Genomic DNA, 22,344 nt, shown 5'->3' with positions numbered 1-22,344 from the left:
GCCATGACCCAGCTCGACGATCTCAGACGCGCCATCCGCGAGAGCGATCCGCAACTCAGCCGCTTCGATCCCCTGCCGCGGATCATCTGCCTCGACGATTTCGACCGCGGCATGAGCGGCTGGACCCAACTCGTCGGCAATTACGAGGATACGCTGGACGCGATGCTGCCGGGCTATGCCCAGCACAGCCACGCCATGCTCTCGACCTTGCCGAACTGGGATTTCGGCTCGCATGGCGGCGTCGACGGCTCCTATGCGCTGAAGATCGCGACGCGGCCGAAAAAGGGTGCGCAGAACGTCGCGATCAAGCGCCTGACCTTCCGCAAGGCCGGGCCGATCCGGCTGGAGGCCTATTTCACCTTCAAGCCGGAGGCGACGGAGCTTGCGCTCTCGGAGACCGATATCCGCTCCTTCGGCTTCCTTTACGACCTCCAGATCGGCGACACCTCAGGGCCGGGCGACCGGGTGATGCCGCATCTGCGCTTCCTCAACGCGCAGGACGGGCAGCACATCCAGCGCTGGCAGTTCAAGCGCAAGACGACGCCGATCAAGCCGATCGGGACCGCCGGCAAGACGATCACGCATTACCATCTCGCTCCCGAGGACTGGGAGGACCTGCCCGGCGGAGAGCAAAGGCTCTGCTACAACGAGATTCCGACCAAGGTGAACTGGCACTATCTGCGCTTGGATTTCGACCTCGCCGCGATGCAGGCGACGCGCTTCCAGGTCAACGACCGCATCTTCGCGATGGACGGATTCGACTGCATCCGCATCCCCGCGATGAAGAATCTGTGGTGCATGCTGAACCTCGCGTTCTTCGCCGAGACGGATACCGACAAGCGCGCCTTCGCCTATCTCGACTCCGTCTGCCTGTCGGGGGATTTCTGATGTTGCCCGAGAACCTGACCGCCGTCGTCGCCCGCAACGAGATCTGGACGGGGACAAGCGCGACCGAACCCTACGAGGCCGGCTGGGCGAAGGAAGCAATCGTCTTCATCCGTGCGCTCAAGGAGCCGAAGGGGCCCTTGCCGAAAGCCAGGGTCGAAATTTCGGCAGACGGGATGCATTGGTGCGCCGAGGGTTCGGAGTTCGACCTGCCTGCGGCGAAGGACGCCGTCACGTTTCAGCGGCTCAGCCATTTCGGCAACTTCCTGCGCGTTGCCGCGACCCTGCAAGAGAGCTCCGAGATCACCCTGCTCGTGACGTTCCACCTCAAAGCCTGATCACGGCGCAGCAGCTAACGTTCAGGAGGCGGTCAGTGTCGACAAGGCGGCCGCTGCATTCGCTGCCGGCGCTTGCGTTCCAGACTGCAAGGGCAAGGTGAGATCGGCCGCGGATTGCGGTTTCAATCGCGGCCAATGGAGCGCCATCGGCCGGTTCGCCACGCCAGCTTCGTTGTTCCAAGCGAATCTTGCTGGGTGCATCCCGGTCTATGGATTCGCCTGTGATGCGTCGGCAGATTTGCCTTCTGCTTCGCTCTTTCCATCGGCCGCAACGGCCTCGACCAGACGGATCGCGAGCAGCCGCTGTTTTCGCGAACGGATTCGCGCGAACGCCTCGTCCAGCCGGTGGCTTTCCGGTGGCGGCGCAGGCTCGGCCTCGTAGTCGGCCGCCGGCCCCTCGGCGAAGCCGTCCGCCGATGGAAACACGGCTAAGCCTTCGAAGAAGAAATGCAGATCGACGCCCAGCCGCTGAGAGAGAATGAAGATCGCGCCGGCGGTCAGCCGATCAGACCCATCCTCGTAGTTCCCGATTTGCTGATGCGAGACACCGAGCAGGCGGGCGATGTCCTTCTGAGCGAGACCCATCTTGCCGCGAAGCAGCCGAAGGCGGTCACCCACATGTCGATTGGCGTGAGTCAGTTCCGGTTTCATCGGGCGCTTTCAATCACGACCCACGGGAGAGACGCTCGCATTATGCCGGCGGCTTCCGAGGCGTCCACCTCTGCTGACAGGGGGGCGCGCCAGCCGCAGTAGCATGAGCATGGCCAATCGCTGAAAACGGGTGGTGCGTGACGAGCCACCGCGGCAGGATCGAAGATCCGGAGAGATGGAGCAGACCATGGCGTGCGAAGCAGGCAAGATCCATATCGGCATCGGCGGCTGGGTCTACGAACCCTGGCGCGGAGCCTTCTACCCGAAGGATCTGCCGCAGAAGCGCGAGCTCGAATACGCTGCGAGCAAGCTCACCTCGATCGAGATCAACGGCACCTATTATGGTTCGCAGAAGCCGGAGAGCTTCGCGAAATGGCGCGAGGATACGCCGGAGGATTTCGTCTTCGCATTGAAGGGCTCGCGGTTCTGCACCAACCGGCGCGTGCTTGCTGAGGCCGGTCCCTCGGTCGAGAAATTCCTGACCAGCGGACTGACCGAGCTCAGGCACAAGCTCGGACCGATCAATTGGCAGTTCATGCCGACAAAGAAATTCGATCCCGAGGATTTCGAGGCGTTCCTCAAGCTGTTGCCCAAGGAGCTGGACGGCATCTCGCTGCGCCATGCCGTCGAGGTTCGGCACGACAGCTTCCGCACGCCCGATTTCATCGCGCTGCTGCGTGAGTACGGCGTCGCCGTCATCACCTCGGCCGATGCCGATTACACGCAGATCGCGGATGTGACGGCGCCCTTCGTCTATGCGCGCATCATGGGCACGCAGGAAGCCGAGCCGACGGGTTATTCCGAGACCGGTCTCGCTCGCTGGGCCAAGGCAGCGCAGGATTGGGCTGAGGGCGGAGTGCCGGAGGGGCTGGAGACGGTCGGACCGGCCGCGCCCAAGCAGAAGCGCGACGTCTTCCTCTACGTGATCAGCGGCGGGAAGGTCCGTAATCCCGCGGCGGCGATGGAGCTGATCGCACGAACCAAGGGCTGAGCCTCAGGCGGTCGCGACGGCTTCCTGGGCGCCCACCTCCTGGCAGACATCGACCCATTCGGCCTCAGTCAGCTCGGCCATGCGTTGCGGCGCGATTCGCAGTGCGCTGTGCGTCGAGCCTGCTGCCGGGACGACGATGTCGAAGGCCTTGAGCGAAACGTCGCAATAGACCTTGAGCGGCGTCGCGAGGCCGAAGGGGCAGACGCCGCCGACCGGGTGCCCCGTCAGGGCTTCGACCTCTTCCTGGCCGAGCATGCGCGGCTTGCCGCCGAGCCCGGCCTTCGCCTTCCTGTTGTCGAGCCGCGCATCGCCGCGCGTCACGACCAGGACGACCTCCTCGCCGATGCGCAGCGAGAGCGTCTTGGCGATCTGGCCGGGCTCGACGCCATGAGCCGCGGCGGCGAGCGGCACGGTGGCGCTGCTCTCATCGGTCACGATGACGGCGATGTCGGGAGCGTGTTCGGCGAAGAAGGCGCGGACGGATTGAAGGCTCATCGGGCAATTCGCGAGGTCAACCAGAGGATCAGCAGGCTGGCGATCGCCGGCACGCCGAAGACGATGAGGAAGATCGGCGCTTCCTCCAACACGGTATAGCCCGCCCGGCTGACGCCGATCCAGAGGTTGATGAGGGCGCCGGCCAGCCAGAGCGGCAGGAACAGCCGGACCGCGAATGCGATCGGCCGGCCGGCCGAGATGGCGAGCCGGGGCGCGGCGACGAGCAGAATGCCGAGCAGGGCAAAGCCGATGCCGATGACCTTGACGGTGTGCATGCGTCAAACCCGTTCAATCGAAAACATGATGAATAACAATTTATTACCTTCTTTTGCACGAGCCACTAGACACTCGCGCTTCATTCATTTGCCGGGTTGCGCGTCCTGACGAGCAATCCCGCGGCGCGGCCGGCCGCCTCGATATAATCCGGATTGCGATGGATCAGCATGATCGAAAAGGCTCCATCCATCAGCAGGACGATTTCACGGGCCAAGGCCTGCGGGTCGGCAAGGCCGCGGCTCCGCATCTCGCCGGCCAGCCAGTTTTCGAAGTTCGCCTTGTGCCGTGCCCCCGCCTTGATGGCGGGGTGACCGGGCATGGCAGCCAGTTCCGCGGCGGTGCGCAGGAAACCGCAGCCCTTCCATTTCGGATGCCTCGCGACACGGGCCAGATTGGCGAAGATCGCTTCGACCTTGCCGTCGACCCCGCCATCGGCTGCCCCGAACCAGCCAGCCATCTGCTTCAGGTTGGGCTGATCTCGGGCTTCGAGATAGGCGGCGACCAGATCGTCCTTGCTCTTGAAATGATAGTAGAGCGTCCGCTTGGTGAGGCCCGCCTTCTCGGCCACAGCGTCCATGCTGACGCGGCCGATGCCTTCCGCATAGAAGAGCTTCGTCGCGGCATCGACAATGCGCTTGCGCGTCGGGTTCGTGGCATCCGGCATGTCGCCAATGTATACTGACTAGTGAGTGTACACCAAGCGCGATGGCGATGATCTTTTTCCGGCAACCTTGCTGGAGAACAGCCCATGGCCGAGCTCGTCCTGATCGAGACTCGCGATGCGATCGCGACCCTCACCCTCAACCGCCCCGACCGGCTCAACGCCCTGAATTACGCGTTGATCGATCGCCTGCTCGCGCTGCTTGATGCGATCGAGACCGACGACGGCGTGCGGGCCGTCATCCTGACGGGCGCCGGCGAGCGCGCCTTCTCCGCCGGAGGCGATATCCACGAATTCTCGCAAAGCGTCGCTCGCGGCGCCGATGTCGCCATGCGGGACTTCGTGGCACGCGGCCAGCGGCTCACGGCCCGTCTGGAGGCCTTCCCCAAGCCGGTCATCGCCGCGGTCAACGGCCTCGCCTTCGGCGGCGGCTGCGAGATCACCGAGGCCGTTCCGCTGGCGATCGCGAGCGAGCGCGCTTCCTTCGCCAAGCCGGAGATCAATCTCGGCATGCCGCCGACTTTCGGCGGAACCCAGCGCCTGCCCCGGCTCGCCGGACGCAAGCGCGCGCTCGAGCTGCTGCTGACCGGCGACGTGTTTTCGCCGGAGCATGCCCTTGCGCTCGGCCTCGTCAATCAGGTCGTAGCGCATGACCGGCTCATGCCCGCTGCGCGCGACCTGGCCAGCCGCATCCTGCGGCATTCGCCGCTCGCGGCAGCGAGCATCCTGCGGGCGGTCACGCGCGGCCTGAACCAGAGCATTGCGGAGGGGCTCCTGGTCGAAAGCGAGCAATTCGCCCGGATGGCGCCGACCGCCGATCTGCGGGAAGGGCTCGATGCCTGGATCGCGCGCCGCAAGCCGGATTATCCCGGATCGTGGTCGCGCAAAGCCGTCGCCTAGGCCGGGAGACCAAGCATGACGGTTTTCACGACCTTCACGCGCGAGACCTTCGCCGACTTTTGCGCAGACAACCGGCCGGGCCCGGTTCAGATGCTCAACCTGATCCGGTTGCACGCCGAAGCCCGCTATCCCGGCGGGCGGAAAGCGACCGGCGCGGAGGCCTATGCCAGCTACAGCCGGATCAGCGCACCCGTGTTTACCCGGCTCGGCGGCCGGATCGCCTGGCGGGGCGGATTCGAGCTCGGAATGATCGGCCCGGAGGAGGAGCGCTGGGATATCTGCTTCATCGCAGAATATCCCAGCGCCGCTGCTTTCGCCGAGATGCTGCGCGATCCTGCCTACCGGGAAGCGATGGCGCATCGCATGGCGGCGGTTGCCGATAGCCGCCTCATCCGGCTCGGCGTCCTCCCCAGCGGTACGAGCTTCGATGGATCGGCGTGACGCGACTGCGCCCCGAGCAGTGCGGGCAACCGGCCGCGCTCCTTGGCTCAGGCGGTCCCGACCAGGCCTCTTTCCGGGGCTTGGTCGGCAGCTTGCTTGGCCGCGAACTGCAGCGCCGGGCAGAGCATTGAAACGCCATTCGCATTCCCGACGAGATCGTCCTTCGCAAACAGCTCCGCCAGCCAGTCGACGAAAACGCGCACCTTGTTGCTGAGGTGCCGGTTCGGCGGATAGACGATGTGAAGCGGCTTCGGCGCCGCGCACCAATCGAGCAGGAGCGGCACAAGCCGCCCGTCCACGATCGGCTCGCGGGCCATGAAGGTCGGCAGTTGCACGATGCCATGGCCCGCGAGGCCGGCGGCGAGGTAGCCCGTGCCGTCATTGAGCGAGATGGTGTAGCGACCGTTGATCTCGATCGTTTCGGCCCGGTTCTGATAGATCATCGACAGCACGCGGCCGCCGAGCGCCGGCCGATAGGCGACGATCTGGTGGCCGTCTTCGATGTCGCGCGGATGGCGCGGCGTGCCGAAGCGGGCGAGATAGTCGGGCGAGGCGCAGGTGATGAGCTGCATTTCCCCGATCCGCCGGGCGATCAGGGTCTGGTCCGCGATCTCGCCGGCGCGCACCGCGCAATCCAGGTTCTCGCCGATGAGATCGGCCGGGCGGTCGCTGAGGCCGAGATCGAGCTGGATGTCCGGATAGCGGGCATGGAATTCGTGCAGCGCCGGAATGATCACGGTGATCGCCAACGCCGAACTGCAATCGACCCTGAGACGGCCGCTCGGGCGCGCCTGCGCCAGCGTGAGGCTGGCGTCGAGCTCGGCCAATTCGTCGAGCAGGCGCAATGCCCGCTCGTAATAGGCCGCGCCGTCCATGGTCACGGTCACGCGCCGCGTCGTCCGGTTCAGCAACTTGGCGCGCAGATGCGTTTCGAGCTGCTGGATCAGCTTCGTCACAGTCGGCTTGGGCATGTCGAGGAGATCGGCCGCGCGGGTGAAGGTGCCGGTCTCGACGACACGCACGAACGCCCGCATGGCGGTCAGTTGGTCCATGAGATGCTCGATTGTTTCTGATTGTGAATAATGAATGAGCGAATAGCTTATTTATTTCGAAACGGCGATTCACTAATTCGTGCTGCAACGCAACAGCGAGGGTGAGTCAATGCCCGCGATCGCCGCGCAGAAGCTGCAGCCGGTGCTTTCCGTCTTCTGGCGGGAAGAAAGCCTGAGCGCCCGTGGAGAGACCTTCTCGGGCCGGCTCTATGTTCCCGCCGAGGTTCCGGACGATGCCGGACTCGTGCTGCATCTCCATGGCGGCCACTTCAACAGCGGCTCGCCGGCGGAAGGGCAAGCCGTTGCCACGGCCCTGACCGAGGCCGGCGCGGTCGTGTTCTCGCTCTCCTATCCGCTCGCCCCGGTCCAGCGTTTCCCCGAGACGCTCGAACGCATCTATGGAGCGCTCGAGGCTCTTGCCAGAGGGCGGTCTCGCTGGGCGACACGCGGCGCACCGCTCTACATCGCCGGCGAGGAAGCCGGCGGCAATCTCGCCGCGGCGCTGGCCATGATGGCGCGCGATCGTGGCGGCCCGGCGCTTGCCGGCCAGATCCTGTTCTCGCCGATGCTGGATGCCTGCCTCGGCACCGCGTCGTTGCGTGACGTGCAGGCGGGCCCGGTCGGTTGCCGCTGGGCCGATGGCTGGGCCGATTATCTCGGCACACCCGAGCGCGCCGCCCATCCTTACGCCGCCCCGCTCCAGGCGACGCGCCTCGCCGGCCTGCCGCCGGCCCTTCTAATCAGCGCGCAGGACGACCCGATGCGCGACGAGGCCGCGCAATACGCCGATCGTCTCGGCCGGGCCGGCATCGCCGTCCGCCATGTCGAGTTCAGCGCACCGACCCGTTGGCCCCAAGCCTATGCGGACGCGGCCGAGGAAGGCTCCTGCCTCTGCAAGAGCTGCGGCGAGATCGCCGCCTTCTATGAGCGGACCGCGCCGTCCTAGCGGGCCCTCTTTCCGATCATCTCCCAGCATTTTCAAGGAAGGACCGACCCCTATGATTCAGGGAACGAACCGTCGTGGCCTTTTGGCCGGTCTCACCGCCTCCGTCGCACTGACTGCCGTCATCGCCTTTGCCCTCTCCGGCGGCCGCGCGCAGGGCGACACCACCCCCGCTCCCGCTCCCGCCGTGCCGGTCTCCGTCGCGACCGTGGAGGCGCGGGAGATCGTGCCCTGGGCCGAGTTCTCGGGCCGACTCGAGGCGATCGAGCGGGTCGAATTGCGCTCGCGCGTATCCGGCGTCGTCGAAGCCGTGCATTTCCGCGAGGGCAATCTGGTGAAGCAGGGCGATCTGCTCGTCAGCATCGACCAGGCGCCCTATCTCGCCGAACTCGAGCGGGTCCAGGCGCAGGTGCTTGCCGCACAGGCGCGCGTCGCGCTTGCCGAGAGCGAGAACGAGCGCGGCCAGCAGCTCAGCGCCAGCCGCAACCTGTCGCAGCGCGACCTCGACACCCGCGTGAACGCTCTGCGCGAGGCCCAGGCCAATCTCCGCGCTGCCGAAGCTGCCCGCCGCACGGCGCAGCTCAATCTCGACTACACGCAGATCCGCGCGCCGATCAGCGGTCGCATCGGCCGGCTCGACGTCACCGTCGGCAACCTGATCGCGGCCGGCGGCCAGGTGCTGACCTCGCTGCTTTCGGTCGATCCGATCTATGCGGCCTTCAATGCTGACGAGCGCAGCGTGCTCGACGCGCTGGCCTCGCTGCCTGACGGTTCACGCGCTCTGGAGCAGATCCCGGTCCGGCTGATGACGGCGACCGCCGATGCGGCCCAGTTCCGCGGCCGGCTGCATTTCGTCGATAACGGCATCGACGGCGCCAGCGGCACGGTGCGGGCCCGCGCCCTGCTCGACAATCCGAATGGCAAGCTGATGCCCGGCCAGTTCGTGCGGGTGCAGCTCGGCCAAGCCAAGGCCGAGCCGCAGCTCGTCATCAACGAGCGCGCCGTCGGCACCGACCAGAACAAGAAATTCGTCTTCGTCGTCGGCGACGACGGCAAGGCTGCGTGGCGCGAGGTTTCCCTCGGTGCCACGCATGACGGGCTGCGCGTCGTTAACGCCGGGTTGAAGCCCGGCGAGCGCATCATCGTCAACGGGCTGCAGCGCGTGCGGCCGGGTGCAGCCGTCGCAGCCGAGCCGGTGCCGATGGCGCAGAAGAGCGAGCTCAGGAAGCCCGCGACCGAACTCGCTCAACGCTGAGACCACAGCCGTCATTCTCAGGCGAAGCGGAGCGCAGACCCGAGAATCTCATGACCAGAAGACACTGGTTTCCGAGATACTCGGGTCAAGCCCGAGCATGACGGTGCTTTCCCAACAAGATAACCGCTCCGAAGGGGCGCCCCATGAATCTCTCCAAGTTCTTCATCGACCGGCCGATCTTCGCGGCGGTCCTCTCCGTCCTGATCTTCCTGGCCGGGCTGCTCTCGATCAGGGCCCTGCCGATCTCGGAATATCCCGAGGTCGTCCCGCCGACGGTCGTCGTGCGGGCGCAATATCCCGGCGCCAGCCCGCGCGTGATCGCCGAGACGGTGGCGACGCCGATCGAGGAGCAGATCAACGGCGTTGAGGGCATGCTCTACATGTCGAGCCAGGCGACGACCGACGGCGTCATGACGCTGAACGTCACCTTCCGCCTCGGCACCGACCCGGACAAGGCCCAGCAGCTTGTCCAGAACCGCGTCAGCCAGGCCGAACCGCGCCTGCCCGAGGAGGTGCGGCGCCTCGGCGTCACCACGGTCAAGAGCTCGCCGGACCTGACGATGGTGGTCCACATCACCTCGCCGAACGGCCGCTACGACATGACCTATCTGCGCAATTACGCGGTGCTGAACGTCAAGGACCGGCTCGCGCGCATCGACGGCGTCGGACAGGTCCAGCTCTTCGGCTCGGGCGACTATTCGATGCGCGTCTGGCTCGATCCGCAGAAGGTCGCCGAGCACGGGCTCTCGCCCGGCGACGTCGTGCGCGAGATCCGCGCCCAGAACGTTCAGGCCGCGGCCGGCGTCATCGGCGCCTCGCCGAATGCGCCGGGCCTCGACCTCCAGCTTTCGGTGAACGCGCAAGGCCGCCTCCAGACCGAGGAGCAGTTCGGCGAGATCATCGTCAAGACCGGCACGGACGGCGCGGTCGTGCGGCTGAAAGACATCGCCCGCATCGAGCTCGGCGCCGCCGAATATGCGCTGCGCTCGCTGCTCAACGGCAAGTCGGCCGTAGCCGTACCGGTCTTCCAGGCACCGGGCTCGAACGCCATCGCGATCGCCGATCACGTGCAGGAGGTGATGCGCGAGATCAAGCAGAACATGCCGGAAGGCGTCGACTACTCGATCGTCTACGACACCACCCAGTTCGTGCGCGCCTCGATCAAGGCGGTGATCTCGACGCTGCTGGAGGCGGTCGCGCTCGTCGTGCTCGTCGTCATCGTCTTCCTGCAGACCTGGCGCGCCTCGATCATCCCGCTCGTCGCGGTGCCGATCTCGGTCGTCGGCACCTTCGCGGTGATGTACCTCCTCGGCTTCTCGATCAATGCGCTGAGCCTGTTCGGGCTGGTGCTCGCCATCGGCATCGTCGTCGACGATGCGATCGTCGTGGTCGAGAATGTCGAGCGCAATATCGAGAACGGTCTTTCGCCGCGCGAAGCGACCTACAAGGCGATGCGCGAGGTCTCCGGCCCGATCATCGCGATCGCGCTGGTGCTGGTCGCGGTCTTCGTGCCGCTCGCTTTCATCTCGGGCCTGACCGGGCAGTTCTACCGCCAGTTCGCGTTGACCATCGCGATCTCGACGGTGATCTCGGCGATCAACTCGCTGACCCTGTCACCGGCCTTGGCGGCGCTGCTGCTGAAGGGCCATCACGCTCCCAAGGATGGGCTGACGCGCGCCATGGACAAGCTGTTCGGCTGGTTCTTCCGCGCCTTCAACCGCTTCTTCAACCGCTCCTCGGAGGCCTATGGCGGCGGCGTGCGCCGGGTCATCTCGCATCGCGCAGTGATGCTCGCGGTCTATGTCATCATGCTCGGCCTCACCGGCGTGCTGTTCAAGGCGGTGCCGTCGGGCTTCGTGCCCGGCCAGGACAAGCAGTATCTCGTCGGCTTCGCCCAGTTGCCGGACGCCGCGACCCTCGACCGGACGGAGGATGTCATCCGCCGCATGGACGAGATCGCGCTGAAGCATCCGGGCGTCGAGAACGCGATCTCCTTCCCCGGCCTCTCGATCAACGGTTTCACCAACTCCTCGAATTCCGGCATCGTCTTCGTCGGCCTGAAGCCCTTCGACCAGCGCAAGGACGCGTCCTTGAGCGGCAACGCCATCGCGATGCAGCTCAACAAGGAGTTCTCAGGCATCAAGGAGGCCTTCATCGCGATGTTCCCGCCGCCGCCCGTCCAGGGCCTCGGCACGATCGGCGGCTTCAAGCTGCAGATCGAGGATCGCGCCGGCCTGGGCTACGCCGCACTCGACGAAGCGACCAAGGCCTTCATGGGCAAGGCCGCGCAGGCGCCGGAGATCGCCGGCATGTTCTCGAGCTTCCAGGTCAACGTTCCGCAGCTCTATGCCGATATCGACCGCACCAAGGCCCGCCAGCTCGGCGTGCCCGTGACGGAGGTGTTCGACACGCTGCAGACCTATCTCGGCTCGACCTATGTCAACGACTTCAACCGTTTCGGCCGCACCTACACCGTGCGTGTCCAGGCCGATGCGCCCTTCCGCGCCCAGCCCGAGCATATCGGTCAGCTCAAGGTGCGCTCGACGACGGGCGAGATGATCCCACTCAGCGCGGTGCTCAATGTGCGCACCGATTCCGGCCCGGAACGCGCCATGCGCTATAACGGCTTCCTCTCGGCCGACATCAATGCCGGCGCGGCTCCGGGCTTCTCCTCGGGCCAGGCGCAGGAGGCGGTGGAGCGCATCGCGAAGGAGACCCTGCCCAAGGGCTTCGCTTTCGAATGGACCGAACTGACCTATCAGGAGATCCTGGCCGGCAACTCGGCGGTGATCGTCTTCCCCGTCGCGATCCTGCTCGTCTTCCTCGTGTTGGCGGCGCAGTACGAGAGCATGACGCTGCCCATCGCGATCCTGCTGATCATCCCGATGGGCCTGCTCGCGGCGCTGACCGGGGTCTGGCTCTCGGGCGGGGACAACAACGTCTTCACCCAGATCGGCCTCGTCGTGCTGGTCGGACTATCGGCCAAGAACGCGATCCTGATCGTCGAATTCGCGCGCGAGCTGGAATTCGAGGGCAGAACGCCGGTCGACGCGGCGATCGAGGCCAGCCGCCTGCGCCTGCGCCCGATCCTGATGACCTCGCTCGCCTTCGTCATGGGCGTGGTGCCGCTGGTCATCTCGACCGGGGCCGGCGCCGAGATGCGGCAGGCGATGGGCATCGCGGTCTTCTCCGGCATGATCGGGGTCACCGCCTTCGGCATCTTCCTGACGCCGGTGTTCTACGTGCTGATGAGGAAGCTCGCGGGCAACCGCCCGCTTGTGCGGCACGATATCGAGACGCCGCTCCTGCAAGCTGCGGAGTGACGAGGCGAGCCCGCTTGCGATACGCGGCGCGCAGAGCTTGCGCTGCGTATCGTCGTCCCGACCGCGGATCGCCCGGCGGCCGGTTCAACTCAGCGCCACTTCGGCGATCACGCCGCCGCCCGGGCGGTTGGCCAGCGTCAGCTTTCCGCCGATCGCCGCGGCGAGTTGCTGGGCGATGGCGAGCCCGAGGCCGGTTCCGCCCGTCTCGCGATTGCGGGATTGTTCGAGCCGGTAGAAGGGCTGCAGGACCGCTTCGAGCTGATCGGCGGGAATGCCGGGTCCGCGATCGAGGACGAGGATTTTCAGCCTTCCGTCCGGCGTCTTCTCGAGCTGGATCTCCGCCGCTCCGGCGAATTTCAAGGCATTGTCGATCAAATTGGTGAGGATACGCCGCAAGGCATGCGGGCGCGTCACCACGACGGCGTCGATCGTCGCGGGCATCGTGACCGCCTTGCCGGTGTCCTGATAGTCGAAGGCGATGCTCTCGACGAAGGAGCCGAGATCGATGCGCGCCGGCTTCTCGGCATCGCCATGGGCACTTTTCGCATAGGCGACGCCTTCACGCACGAGCCGCTCGATCTCCGAGAGATCGTTGACGAGCTTGTCCTTCTCCGGCCCCTCCTCCGCCATCTCGGCGCGCAGCTTCATGCGCGTGATCGGTGTCTGGAGGTCGTGCGAGATCGCGGCGAGGATCTGGACGCGCTCCTGCAGGTAATGCGCGATCCGGTCCCGCATCGCATTGAAGGCGGTCGCCGCATAGGCGACCTCGGCCGGGCCACTCTCCGCGAGCCGCTCCCCCTTGCGATTGGGGTCGAGGGTCTCGGCCGCACTGGCCAGCCGCAGCAGCGGCCTGATCGCCAGCCGGACCGCGAGCCAGGTGCAGAATACGAGAAGGAAGAGCTGGGCGAGGAGCACATAGGGCAGCCAGGTCGCGAGCGGCATCAGCTCCGGCAGCATGTCGATCGTCACCTGCGATCCGTCAGTGAGCGTGACATGAGCCTGCAGATGCTCACGCTCGCCCGGGATGCTTTCGACGCTGACCGGGAAGCGCTTGCCGGCCGCGACATTGATGGTCTCAGCGACTTCCGCCGCGCGCCGGCTGAGTTCGGGGACACCGGGCAATCCCGGCCCGAGCTCGTAGCGATAGGTACGCCGGGCCAGCAGGCCGAGCCATTGCGGGCGCTCTTCCGGCGGCAGACGGTCGAGCAGGGCGATCGAGGTGGCGACGTCGTTCTCCAGCGTCGTATACATCGTCGCCTTCGCGCTCATGGTGCGTTCGTAGAACTGCAGGCTGAACGACAGGGCGTGTGCGATCGCGAGGCCGGCGAACAGGATGAGGAAAAGCCGCCAGCGCAGCGTGCGAGGCAGGTGCAGGTACCCGCCGATACGGGCGGCGGCGCTCATTGCCGCGCCGTCACGATCTCGACCGGCATGGCGAGGACATAGCCTTCGCTGCGCACGGTCTTGATATAGGCGGGCTCGCGCGCATCGTCGCGCAGGCGCTGCCTGACACGGCTGACGAGCAGGTCGATCGAGCGGTCGAAGAGCTCCGCCTCGCGGCCCTGGGTGAGGTTGAGGAGCTGGTCGCGGGAGAGCACGCGCTGCGGATGGTCGAGGAAGACCCGCAGCAGGCGGTATTCCGCACCGCTCAGCGCCACCGCAGTGCCTTCCTTGTCGAGCAGATGGCGGGCGGTGGTGTCGAGCTGCCAATCGCCGAAGGCAATGAGCTGGCCGGCTTCCGTCACCTGCAGATTGGGCGGCAGCATGCGCGTGCGGCGCAGAATGGCCTTGATCCGCGCCAGCAGCTCGCGCGCGACGAAGGGTTTCGCCAGATAATCGTCGGCGCCCATCTCCAGCCCGACGATCCGGTCGGTATCGTCGCTGCGCGCGGTCAGCATCAGGATCGGCGTGGTCTTGTGCCTGCCCGCGCGCAATTCACGGCAGAGCACGAGCCCGTCATCGCCCGGCATCATCAGATCGAGAACGATGAGATCGACGCGGTCGGCGTCGAGAAAGGCGCGCATCTGCCGCCCGTCTGCGGCAGTCGTCACGCGCAGCCCGTTCTTCTTCAGGTAGCTCGAGACGAGATCCCGGATCTCCCGGTCATCGTCGACGACGAGCACATGGTCGATGTGGTCCATCAGCAAGGCTTCCGGCTTCTGTCGTGGTAGAAATAGCAGAGCCTCGGCGGTTTGCTCGGGCCTTCCGCGGGAGAATTGTAAGCGCGTGTATCGGCTCTCCGCCCCGATACCGGCGCGGACAATGTTCCCGTCGAACCTCTCGCCTCCTTTCGGCAGGGTGCCGGGGAGCACGCAGCCGCCTCGGTCGGTTTGCCTGGCTTCATCGCCTCCAGCGAACAGGAAGGAAGCTTCAATGCGCAAGGGTTTCATCTCGGCCGTCATCGGCGCGCTCGTGCTGCCGATCGCGGGCACATGTTCTGCCGTCGAAGCCGCGGCCATCCGCAACATCGTCATCGTCCACGGCGCCTTCGCGGACGGCTCCGGCTGGCGCAAGGTCTCGGACAGGCTGGTCGCGAGGGGCTACAACGTCACCGTCGTGCAGCAGCCGCTGACCTCGCTCCAGGACGACGTCGCCGCGACTCGTCGTGCGCTGGCGCTGCAGGATGGGCCGGCGATCCTGGTCGGGCACAGCTATGGCGGCATGGTCATCAGCGATGCCGGCAACGACCCGAAGGTCGCGGGGCTGGTCTATATCGCCGCCTTCCAACCGGAAAAGGGCGAGAGCCTGGCGAAGCTCGCCGGCAGCAAGCCGGTGCCGAATGCTGCGCCCGACGCGATCAAGGCGACGGCGGACGGCTATCTCTATCTCGATCCGGCGCGTTTCGCTGCGGTCTTCGCGGCCGATCTGCCCAAGGCGGAAGCCGCGTTCCTCGCCCATTCGCAGGTGTTCGCCGCGCAGGCGGCCTTCGCCACCGAGGCCGGCGAGCCGGCCTGGAAGAGCAAGCCGAGCTGGGCGCTGGTGGCGAGCGACGACCGCTCGATCAATCCCGCGCTCGAACGCGACATGGCAACGCGGGCCGGCAGCACGGTGCGGGAGGTGGCCGCGAGCCACGCCGTCTATGCCTCGAAGCCGGCCGAGGTCGCGGAGCTGATCGCCGAGGCGGCCGGAGCCGTGTCCCGGTAGCGGCAGAGCACCCGGCGAGCGTTACGACCGCTCGCCCGGCGCCGTTGCTACAGAGCGTTACAGATCGGCCTCTCGGAGAAATATCGGAGATACGTCGCTGGGGCTGAGTGCTGGTGCATTCGGCGGAGGCCTCGAAAGAAGCGCCACCGCCGCCTTTGAGAGGACCAGCCATGACCTTGTTCGTCATCTCCTATCTCGCCGGCGTGCTGACGATCCTCAGCCCCTGCATCCTTCCCATCCTGCCGTTCGTCTTCTCGCGCGCCGACCAACCTTTCATCCGCAGCTCCCTGCCGATGCTGATCGGCATGGCGCTGACCTTCGCGAGTGTCGCCAGCCTCGCCGCCATCGGCGGAAGCTGGGCCGTGCAGGTGAACGAGGTCGGGCGCGATGCGGCGCTTGCTCTGCTCGCGCTGTTCGGTGTCGCGCTCGTCTCACAGCGGGCGGCCGCAATCTTCACCCGTCCCATCGTCGCGCTCGGCCAGCGGCTTTCCGCGAGCGACGAAGCGGGAGCCCGTTCCGTTGGCGGCTCGCTTCTGCTCGGCGTCGCGACCGGGCTGCTCTGGGCACCATGCGCGGGCCCGATCCTGGGCCTCGTGCTGACCGGCGCCGCGCTGCACGGAGCCTCATCCGAAACGGCTTTGCTGCTGGCCGCCTATGCTGCGGGTGCCGCAACCTCGCTCGCGCTGGCGCTCCGGGCCGGTGGTCAGGTCCTTGCCGCGCTGAAGCGTTCGCTCGGGGTTGGCGAGCGTGTTCGGCAGGGCGTCGGCGTCGCTGTTCTCGCGAGCGTGCTGGCGATCGGCTTCGGCCTCGATACGGGCTTCCTGACCCGGCTCTCCTTCGCCGGCACCGTCGGCATCGAGCAAAGGCTGCTGGATGCGCTCGGTCCGCGTCGGGCCGAGGCCGGACAGCCCCGCACGGCAGAGAATGCCTCTCAGCCCTATCGCAGCAATCTGCCGGATTATGGTGCGGCCCCCGGCCTCGACGGCGCGACCGGCTGGCTCAACGCGGATCCGCTGGGCGCCGAGCAGCTCCGCGGCAAGGTCGTGCTGGTCAATTTCTGGACCTATTCCTGCATCAACTGCATCCGCACCCTGCCTTATGTCCGCGCCTGGGCGGAAAAGTACAGGGACCAGGGCCTTGTCGTGGTCGGCGTCCATACCCCGGAGTTCGCCTTCGAGAAGAAGGTCGAGAACGTCCGGCAGGCGATCGCCCGCTTCGGCATCGTCCACCCGGTCGCGGTCGATAACGACTTCCGGATCTGGCGCGCCTTCCGCAACAGCTACTGGCCAGCGCTCTACTTCGTCGATGCGCAGGGGCATATCCGCCACAGCCAGTTCGGCGAAGGCGGCGAGGCGCGTTCGGAGCGGGTCATTCAGGACCTCCTTGCCGAAGCAGCCGGCCGTCGCGAGGCTCAGGCGGAGCTCGTCACCCCACTCGCGCGGGGAGCCCAGGCCCCGGCAGATCTCGGCAATATTCGCTCGGGCGAGGGCTATCTGGGTTATCTGAAGGCTGCGGGCTTCGCCTCGCCCGAAGGCGTCGCGGGCGACCGGCCGCAGGACTACAGCGTCAGGAAACTGAGGCTCAATCAATGGGGCCTGAACGGCAATTGGACGATCGCCGGGGAGAGCGCGGGCCTCGGACGCGCTGGCGGCGGCATCGCCTATCGCTTCAGCGCGCGGGATCTTCACTTGGTGCTCGGGCCCGGACCGGGCGGCAAGCCGGTGCGGTTCAAGGTCGCGATCGACGGGGCCGCGCCCGGTGCCGACCATGGCGCCGATGTTGACGCGGAGGGCAACGGCGCGGTCTGGGAAACCCGACTCTACCAGCTCGTCCGCCAGACCGGCGATGTCAGGGAGCGCCTCTTCGAGATCCACTTCCTCGATCCGGGCGTGGAGGCCTACGCCTTCACCTTCGGCTGAGAGCTGAAAGCAAAGGCCCCGCTGCAAAGCGGGGCCTTTGTCGGCAAGCCATATGAAGGAAAAGCGGCCCCCGAGGGGACCGCTTTCACAAGAGAGATCGGACGGGAGACAGAAACGGGAGGCGCTCGACGCCTCCCTCGCAGTTCCTCAAAGCTTGTCGGCGTCGATCACCGCCCGGGCAAACTCCAGCGGCGCCTCCTGCGGCGGGTTGTGGCCGATGCCGCCCTTGAACAGCCGGTGCTCGTACTTGCCGGTAAAGCGCCTGGCATAGGCCGCGGGTTCGGGATGCGGCGCGCCATTGGCGTCGCCCTCGATGGTGATCGTCGGCACGCCGATGCTCGGGAAGGTGGCGAGCTTCTGTTCCAACGCGTCGAACTGCGCTTCGCCCTGCGCCAGGCCGAGCCGCCAGCGGTAGTTGTGGATGGAGATCGCGACATGGTCGGGATTGTCGAAGGCCGCCGCCGAACGCGCGAAGGTGGCGTCGTCGAACTTCCACTGCGGCGAGGCGAGCTCCCAGATCAGGCGGGCGAAGTCATGGGTGTACTTGGCGTAGCCGGCCGCGCCTCGCTCGGTGGCGAAGTAGTACTGGTACCACCATTGCAGCTCGGCCTTGGGCGGCAGCGGCGCCTTGTTCAACTCCTGGCTGCCGATGAGGTAGCCGCTGACCGAGACCATCGCCTTGCAGCGCTCGGGCCAGAGCGCGGCGACGATGTTGGCGGTCCGCGCGCCCCAGTCATAGGCGGCGATCACGGCCTTCTCGATCTTCAGCGCATCCATGAAGGCGATGATGTCGGTTGCCAGTGCCGCCTGCTGGCCGTTGCGCGCGGTCGCGGCCGAGAGGAAGCGGGTGCTGCCATAGCCGCGCAGATACGGCACGATCACCCGGTATCCGGCCTTCGCCAGGATCGGGGCGACATCGACATAGCTGTGAATGTCGTAAGGCCAGCCATGCAGCAGCAGCACCGGCGGGCCGTCCGCCGGGCCGTCCTCGGCGTATCCGACGTTGAGAACGCCGGCGTCGATCTGCTTCAGCGCGGCGAAGCTCGTGTGCTGGCCGGCTCCGGCAGCCGCCGGGGAGGGCGAGCGAGTCTGGGCGCTGGCGCCGCTCACGGCGCCCAGCTGTGCAAAGGCGGCTCCGAGCGCCAGTGTGCTCAGGAAGCTGCGGCGGGGCTGATCGATCTGTTCCGACATGGTTCTGTTCCTGATTGCGTGGATAGCAAGGGGAGTGAGCCTGTCCGCTGTATCCGCGCTGTGTCCGCCAGCGTCGGATTTGCAAGCCTGCGTAGAGACCGGTGCCTCCGATACGAACGGATACAAACCGTCCGCCATCCGCGGCGGCGGGCGAGCGCTGCCGGAAGGTCATTGTATCGCACTGTATCGCGGCGGCGAAAGCCGACGTTTCCTTGCAGATGGGCCGATCCGCAAAACAAACCGGACATGTCGGCTTGAGAAGCCCTCGCTCGCCAGCCGCCGACAGGAGCGGCATCAGATGGAGAGTTTCCATGAGCAGGATCGAGAAGGTTCTCTATACCGGCAAGACCCGCACCACCGGCGGGCGCGACGGCGCCTCGCGTAGCTCCGACAGCCGGCTCGACATCAAGCTGTCGCCTCCCGGCAGCTCGGGAGCGGGCACCAATCCCGAGCAGCTGTTTGCCGCCGGTTGGTCGGCCTGTTTCATCGGCGCGATCGGCCTTGCCGCGGGCAAGCGCAAGGTCGCCCTGCCGGCCGATCTCGCTGTTGATGCCGAGGTCGATCTGGGCACGACGGACGGCGCCTATTTCCTGCAGGCACGTCTGAACGTCGGCCTGCCGGGCCTCGCGCCGGAACTCGCGCGCGAGCTCGTGGAGGAGGCGCACCAGACCTGCCCCTATTCCAGGGCCACGCGAGGCAACATCGATGTCGAGTTGAGGGTCGCCTAGCCGCCGACCGCGAAGAGGCCAGCCTCGGCTGGCCTCTTTATCCGCTTTTGCCCTGCCGACGATCTCATGCCGTCTATCGTCTGAGAGGCTCAGATCTCTTTCGGCCGCAGCGAGATCGCCTCCCAGGCGGCGACGACAATCAGGATCGCGGTGGCGGCCAGGCTGAACGCAAGCGGCGGCAGCGCGGCCGATACGAGCGTGAGCAGAGCAAGCAGGCCTAGCCCGACGAGATGGGAGAGCGGGAACCAGCCAGCCGTCACCCGTTTGAACAGGAGATTGCCGAGCAAGTAGAAGGCCGGTCCCGCGGCCACTGCGATCGCCGTCTTGGCGTCGGTGTGGCCGAGCGGATGGGCAATCACCAACTCGTCGCCGACCGCCACGAGGATGATGCCGGCGACCAGCAGTACGTGCAGGTAGGTATAGGCGATGCGCGCGATCCGGCCGGGGTCGGAGGCGTGGGCAATGAGCTGGCTGCCGCGCTCGGCGCCGATATGGAAGTAGATCCACCACATCGCGACCGAACTCACGAAGGAATTCAGGAATGCTGTCACGTTGACGCCGGTCACCGGCAGCTTGGCTGCGGTGGCACCGGTGATGAGGATCGATTCACCCAGCGCGATGATGATGAAGAGCGCGCAACGCTCGGCGAGGTGGCCGCCCTCGACATTCCAGTCAGTGGTCTGCGAGCGGCCGAGGCCGATGACGTGGAAGCCAAGCGCCGGACCGGCATATTCGATGCCGAGCGCGACTATCCAAAGCCCGAAGCGCAGATGGCCTTCGCACAGCCCGCCGGCGATCCAGAACAGGGCGGAGACGGCGAGCCAGATCGTGATGCGCTGGAAATTGCGATAATTCGCGGGTGAGGCGTTCTTCAGGCTCGCCATGGTGAAGAGCGAGCGGCCGAGCTGGATCGCGACATAGGCGCCGGCAAAGGCGAGGCCGTTCGATCCGAAGGCTTCCGGCACCGAGCAGGACAGGACGAGACCGAACAGCATCAGCACGAACAGCATGAGCCTGACCGGCGCCTGTTCGGGGTCGAGCCAGTTCGTCACCCAGCTCGTATAGATCCAGACCCACCAGACGGCACCGAGCAGAAAGGCGGCCTGGGCCAGCCCGAGCGCGCTGAAATGCTCGAGCAGCGTGTGCGAGATCTGGGTGATGGCGAAGACGAAGACCAGGTCGAAGAACAGCTCGACGTAAGCGACCCTCGCATGCTGGTGTTCGACGCGCTCCCTAAGCAGCGCGCCGGGTTTGGCGCTTCGCGTCATCTCATGCCTCGCTCAACCTTCGATCCCACACTCGCCGCCATCCCGGACAAGCCGAGATCCGGGATCCAGTGCCCGAGGGCTTCCAACAAAGGTTCAGGCATGGATCCCGGGTCTCCCTACGGTCGCCCGGGATGACCGTGCGAGGACCCGAAAGGCTTCAGCTTGCAGCCAGCCTGTCCCGCTGCCGCCGCCGCCGTCAATGGCGGAAGTGGCGGTGTCCGGTGAAGACCATGGCGAGGCCGGCATCGTCGGCTGCCTTGATGACCTCGTCGTCGCGCATCGAGCCGCCGGGCTGGATCACCGCGGTGGCGCCCGCTTCCGCCGCCGCGAGCAGGCCGTCGGCGAAGGGGAAGAAGGCATCGGAGGCAACGGCAGAGCCCTTGGCGAGGCTCTCGGCCACGCCTGCCGCCTTCGCCGCCTCGGCCGCCTTCCAGGCAGCGATGCGCGAGGAATCGACACGGCTCATCTGGCCGGCGCCGATGCCGACCGTGGCGAGATCCCTGGCATAGACGATGGCGTTCGACTTGACGTGCTTGGCGACGCGGAAAGCGAAGCGCAGATCGGCAAGCTCGCGCTCGCTCGGCTGGCGCTTCGTGACGACCTTGAGCTCCATGTCGTCGACGACGGCGTTGTCGCGCGACTGGGCGAGGAAGCCGCCGGAGACGGTCCGGAGCGCAAGGCCGGGCGCGCGGACATCCGGCAGGCCGCCGGTGAGCAGCAGGCGCAAATTCTTCTTGGCGGCGATCATGGCGATCGCCTCCTCGTCAGCGTCGGGAGCGATGATGACCTCGGTGAAGACCTCGACGATCTTCTTGGCGGCGGCCGCATCGAGCTTGCGGTTCAGCGCCACGATGCCGCCGAAGGCCGAGACCGGGTCGCAGGCGAGCGCACGCTCATAGGCCTCGAGCAACGAGGCGCCGGCCGCGACGCCGCAGGGGTTGGCGTGCTTGACGATGACGCAGGCCGCCGAGGCCTTCGGATCGAACTCGGCGACGCATTCGAAGGCCGCATCGGTGTCGTTGATGTTGTTGTAGGAGAGCTGCTTGCCCTGGACTTGGCGCGCGGTCGAGACGCCCGGGCGATTCTCCGGGGTGCGGTAGAAGGCAGCCCATTGATGCGGGTTCTCGCCATAGCGCATGGTCTCGGCGAGCGCGCCGCCGAGCGCGCGGAAGGCCGGGGCGGTATCGCCGAGCTCGTTGGCGAACCAGTTCGAGATCGCCGCGTCATAGGCCGCCGTGCGGGCATAGGCCTTCTGCGCGAGCTTGCGGCGCAGCGTCAGCGTGGTCGCGCCCTTCTGCGCCTCCAGGTCGGCGAGCACCGAGGGATAGTCGGACGGCTCGACCACCACGGCGACGTCGTGATGGTTCTTCGCCGCGGCGCGGATCATCGCCGGGCCGCCGATATCGATGTTCTCGATGCAGTCGTCATAGGATCTGCCGGCTGCGACCGTTGCCTCGAAGGGGTAGAGGTTCACGACCAGCAGGTCGATCGGCTGGATGCCGTGGCCGAGCATGGAGGCCTGGTGCTCGGGATGCGAGCGGATGGCGAGCAGGCCGCCATGGACCTTCGGATGCAGCGTCTTGACGCGGCCATCCATCATCTCGGGGAAGCCGGTGAGGTCGGAGACGTCGCTGACCGGCAGACCGGCCTCGGCGATCGCCTTGGCGGTGCCGCCGGTCGAGACCAGCGCGATGCCGAGCTTGTGGAGGGCGCGCGCGAAGTCGATCAGTCCCGTCTTGTCGGAAACGGAAAGGAGAGCGCGTTCGACGCGGCGAAGTTCATTCGGCATCGGGGTTCTGGTCCGGCTTGGATTGCAGGGAAGGCAGTTCTTGGGCAGACGCGCGCGGGCTATCATGCTGCGCCGCGAAAGGCAAAGCTCTGCG

Annotated in this window: 21 protein-coding genes; 11 read left to right on the top strand and 10 right to left on the bottom strand. The window is 66.5% G+C overall.

The annotated features are described in order from the left end of the window. The first annotated feature begins 3 nt into the window (after window positions 1-3). Both AC1DNE_RS15955 and AC1DNE_RS15950 read left to right on the top strand, forming a co-directional pair. Window positions 4-888, top strand: coding sequence for a DUF6772 family protein (locus tag AC1DNE_RS15955; RefSeq protein ID WP_476841117.1), 885 nt, complete (start codon window positions 4-6; stop codon window positions 886-888). Further along, complete coding sequence (locus tag AC1DNE_RS15950; protein ID WP_441469490.1) at window positions 888-1,223, top strand: hypothetical protein; 336 nt, start codon at window positions 888-890, stop codon at window positions 1,221-1,223. Before AC1DNE_RS15955 ends, AC1DNE_RS15950 begins: the two co-directional genes overlap by 1 nt. Before the next feature lie 207 nt (window positions 1,224-1,430). On the opposite strand, the gene AC1DNE_RS15945 is transcribed toward AC1DNE_RS15950, so the two are convergent. After that, window positions 1,431-1,874, bottom strand: a complete 444-nt coding sequence (locus AC1DNE_RS15945; RefSeq protein WP_441469489.1) for a helix-turn-helix domain-containing protein — start codon at window positions 1,872-1,874, stop codon at window positions 1,431-1,433. 187 nt (window positions 1,875-2,061) lie between these two features. Here AC1DNE_RS15945 and AC1DNE_RS15940 point away from each other — a divergent pair, with 187 nt between their 5' ends. Next, on the top strand, window positions 2,062-2,865 hold the full coding sequence (locus tag AC1DNE_RS15940; protein WP_441469488.1) for a DUF72 domain-containing protein: 804 nt from the start codon (window positions 2,062-2,064) through the stop codon (window positions 2,863-2,865). Between the two features lie 3 nt (window positions 2,866-2,868). Here the strand turns inward: AC1DNE_RS15940 and AC1DNE_RS15935 are convergent, their stop codons facing one another. The 3 genes from AC1DNE_RS15935 to AC1DNE_RS15925 form a co-directional block, all read right to left on the bottom strand. Next, entirely contained in the window at window positions 2,869-3,360 is a 492-nt protein-coding gene (locus AC1DNE_RS15935) for a YbaK/EbsC family protein (protein WP_441469487.1), read from the bottom strand. After that, window positions 3,357-3,635, bottom strand: coding sequence for a hypothetical protein (locus AC1DNE_RS15930; RefSeq protein ID WP_441469486.1), 279 nt, complete (start codon window positions 3,633-3,635; stop codon window positions 3,357-3,359). Before AC1DNE_RS15930 ends, AC1DNE_RS15935 begins: the two co-directional genes overlap by 4 nt. A gap of 80 nt (window positions 3,636-3,715) precedes the next feature. Continuing rightward, a complete protein-coding gene (locus AC1DNE_RS15925) occupies window positions 3,716-4,300 on the bottom strand; it encodes a TetR/AcrR family transcriptional regulator (RefSeq protein WP_441469485.1) in 585 nt (194 codons plus the stop codon). Window positions 4,301-4,384: 84 nt separating this feature from the next. On the opposite strand from AC1DNE_RS15925, the gene AC1DNE_RS15920 reads away from it, so the two are divergent. Next, on the top strand, window positions 4,385-5,197 hold the full coding sequence (locus AC1DNE_RS15920; protein WP_441469484.1) for a crotonase/enoyl-CoA hydratase family protein: 813 nt from the start codon (window positions 4,385-4,387) through the stop codon (window positions 5,195-5,197). 15 nt (window positions 5,198-5,212) lie between these two features. Continuing rightward, entirely contained in the window at window positions 5,213-5,638 is a 426-nt protein-coding gene (locus tag AC1DNE_RS15915) for a DUF1330 domain-containing protein (protein WP_441469483.1), read from the top strand. A 47-nt stretch (window positions 5,639-5,685) separates the two neighbouring features. Here AC1DNE_RS15915 and AC1DNE_RS15910 read toward each other — a convergent pair whose 3' ends face one another. Continuing rightward, a complete protein-coding gene (locus tag AC1DNE_RS15910) occupies window positions 5,686-6,690 on the bottom strand; it encodes a LysR family transcriptional regulator (protein ID WP_441469482.1) in 1,005 nt (334 codons plus the stop codon). Window positions 6,691-6,799: 109 nt separating this feature from the next. On the opposite strand from AC1DNE_RS15910, the gene AC1DNE_RS15905 reads away from it, so the two are divergent. The 3 genes from AC1DNE_RS15905 to AC1DNE_RS15895 all read left to right on the top strand — a co-directional run bounded on the left by AC1DNE_RS15905 (window position 6,800) and on the right by AC1DNE_RS15895 (window position 12,211). Continuing rightward, window positions 6,800-7,636, top strand: coding sequence for an alpha/beta hydrolase fold domain-containing protein (locus tag AC1DNE_RS15905; RefSeq protein ID WP_441469481.1), 837 nt, complete (start codon window positions 6,800-6,802; stop codon window positions 7,634-7,636). Window positions 7,637-7,688: 52 nt separating this feature from the next. Next, on the top strand, window positions 7,689-8,888 hold the full coding sequence (locus AC1DNE_RS15900; protein ID WP_441469480.1) for an efflux RND transporter periplasmic adaptor subunit: 1,200 nt from the start codon (window positions 7,689-7,691) through the stop codon (window positions 8,886-8,888). A gap of 143 nt (window positions 8,889-9,031) precedes the next feature. Continuing rightward, window positions 9,032-12,211: an efflux RND transporter permease subunit gene (locus AC1DNE_RS15895; RefSeq protein WP_441469479.1), complete on the top strand. Its 3,180-nt coding sequence runs from the start codon at window positions 9,032-9,034 to the stop codon at window positions 12,209-12,211. An 84-nt stretch (window positions 12,212-12,295) separates the two neighbouring features. Here the strand turns inward: AC1DNE_RS15895 and AC1DNE_RS15890 are convergent, their stop codons facing one another. After that, a complete protein-coding gene (locus AC1DNE_RS15890) occupies window positions 12,296-13,615 on the bottom strand; it encodes an ATP-binding protein (protein WP_441469478.1) in 1,320 nt (439 codons plus the stop codon). Next, a complete protein-coding gene (locus tag AC1DNE_RS15885; protein ID WP_441469477.1) occupies window positions 13,612-14,352 on the bottom strand; it encodes a response regulator in 741 nt (246 codons plus the stop codon). The genes AC1DNE_RS15890 and AC1DNE_RS15885 overlap by 4 nt, the downstream gene beginning before the upstream one ends. A 232-nt stretch (window positions 14,353-14,584) precedes the next feature. Between AC1DNE_RS15885 and AC1DNE_RS15880 the strand changes: the two genes are divergently transcribed. Next, window positions 14,585-15,355, top strand: a complete 771-nt coding sequence (locus AC1DNE_RS15880; protein ID WP_441469476.1) for an alpha/beta fold hydrolase — start codon at window positions 14,585-14,587, stop codon at window positions 15,353-15,355. Window positions 15,356-15,525: 170 nt separating this feature from the next. Further along, entirely contained in the window at window positions 15,526-17,274 is a 1,749-nt protein-coding gene (locus AC1DNE_RS15875) for a cytochrome c biogenesis protein DipZ (protein WP_476766627.1), read from the top strand. Between the two features lie 147 nt (window positions 17,275-17,421). Here AC1DNE_RS15875 and AC1DNE_RS15870 read toward each other — a convergent pair whose 3' ends face one another. After that, window positions 17,422-18,465, bottom strand: coding sequence for an alpha/beta fold hydrolase (locus AC1DNE_RS15870; RefSeq protein ID WP_476766626.1), 1,044 nt, complete (start codon window positions 18,463-18,465; stop codon window positions 17,422-17,424). A gap of 311 nt (window positions 18,466-18,776) precedes the next feature. On the opposite strand from AC1DNE_RS15870, the gene AC1DNE_RS15865 reads away from it, so the two are divergent. Further along, window positions 18,777-19,193, top strand: a complete 417-nt coding sequence (locus AC1DNE_RS15865) for an organic hydroperoxide resistance protein (protein WP_476766625.1) — start codon at window positions 18,777-18,779, stop codon at window positions 19,191-19,193. A gap of 89 nt (window positions 19,194-19,282) precedes the next feature. Here AC1DNE_RS15865 and AC1DNE_RS15860 read toward each other — a convergent pair whose 3' ends face one another. Then, entirely contained in the window at window positions 19,283-20,461 is a 1,179-nt protein-coding gene (locus AC1DNE_RS15860) for a low temperature requirement protein A (RefSeq protein ID WP_476766624.1), read from the bottom strand. A 196-nt stretch (window positions 20,462-20,657) separates the two neighbouring features. After that, window positions 20,658-22,250 carry a bifunctional phosphoribosylaminoimidazolecarboxamide formyltransferase/IMP cyclohydrolase gene (purH, locus tag AC1DNE_RS15855; protein ID WP_476766623.1) on the bottom strand — a complete coding sequence of 531 codons (1,593 nt, stop codon included), beginning with the start codon at window positions 22,248-22,250 and terminating at the stop codon, window positions 20,658-20,660. Window positions 22,251-22,344: the final 94 nt, after the last annotated feature.

It is taken from the genome of Allobosea sp. 05L423, assembly GCF_056397745.1.
Note: the sequence above shows the minus strand (reverse complement) of the source record. Positions and strands in the feature narration are given on the sequence as shown.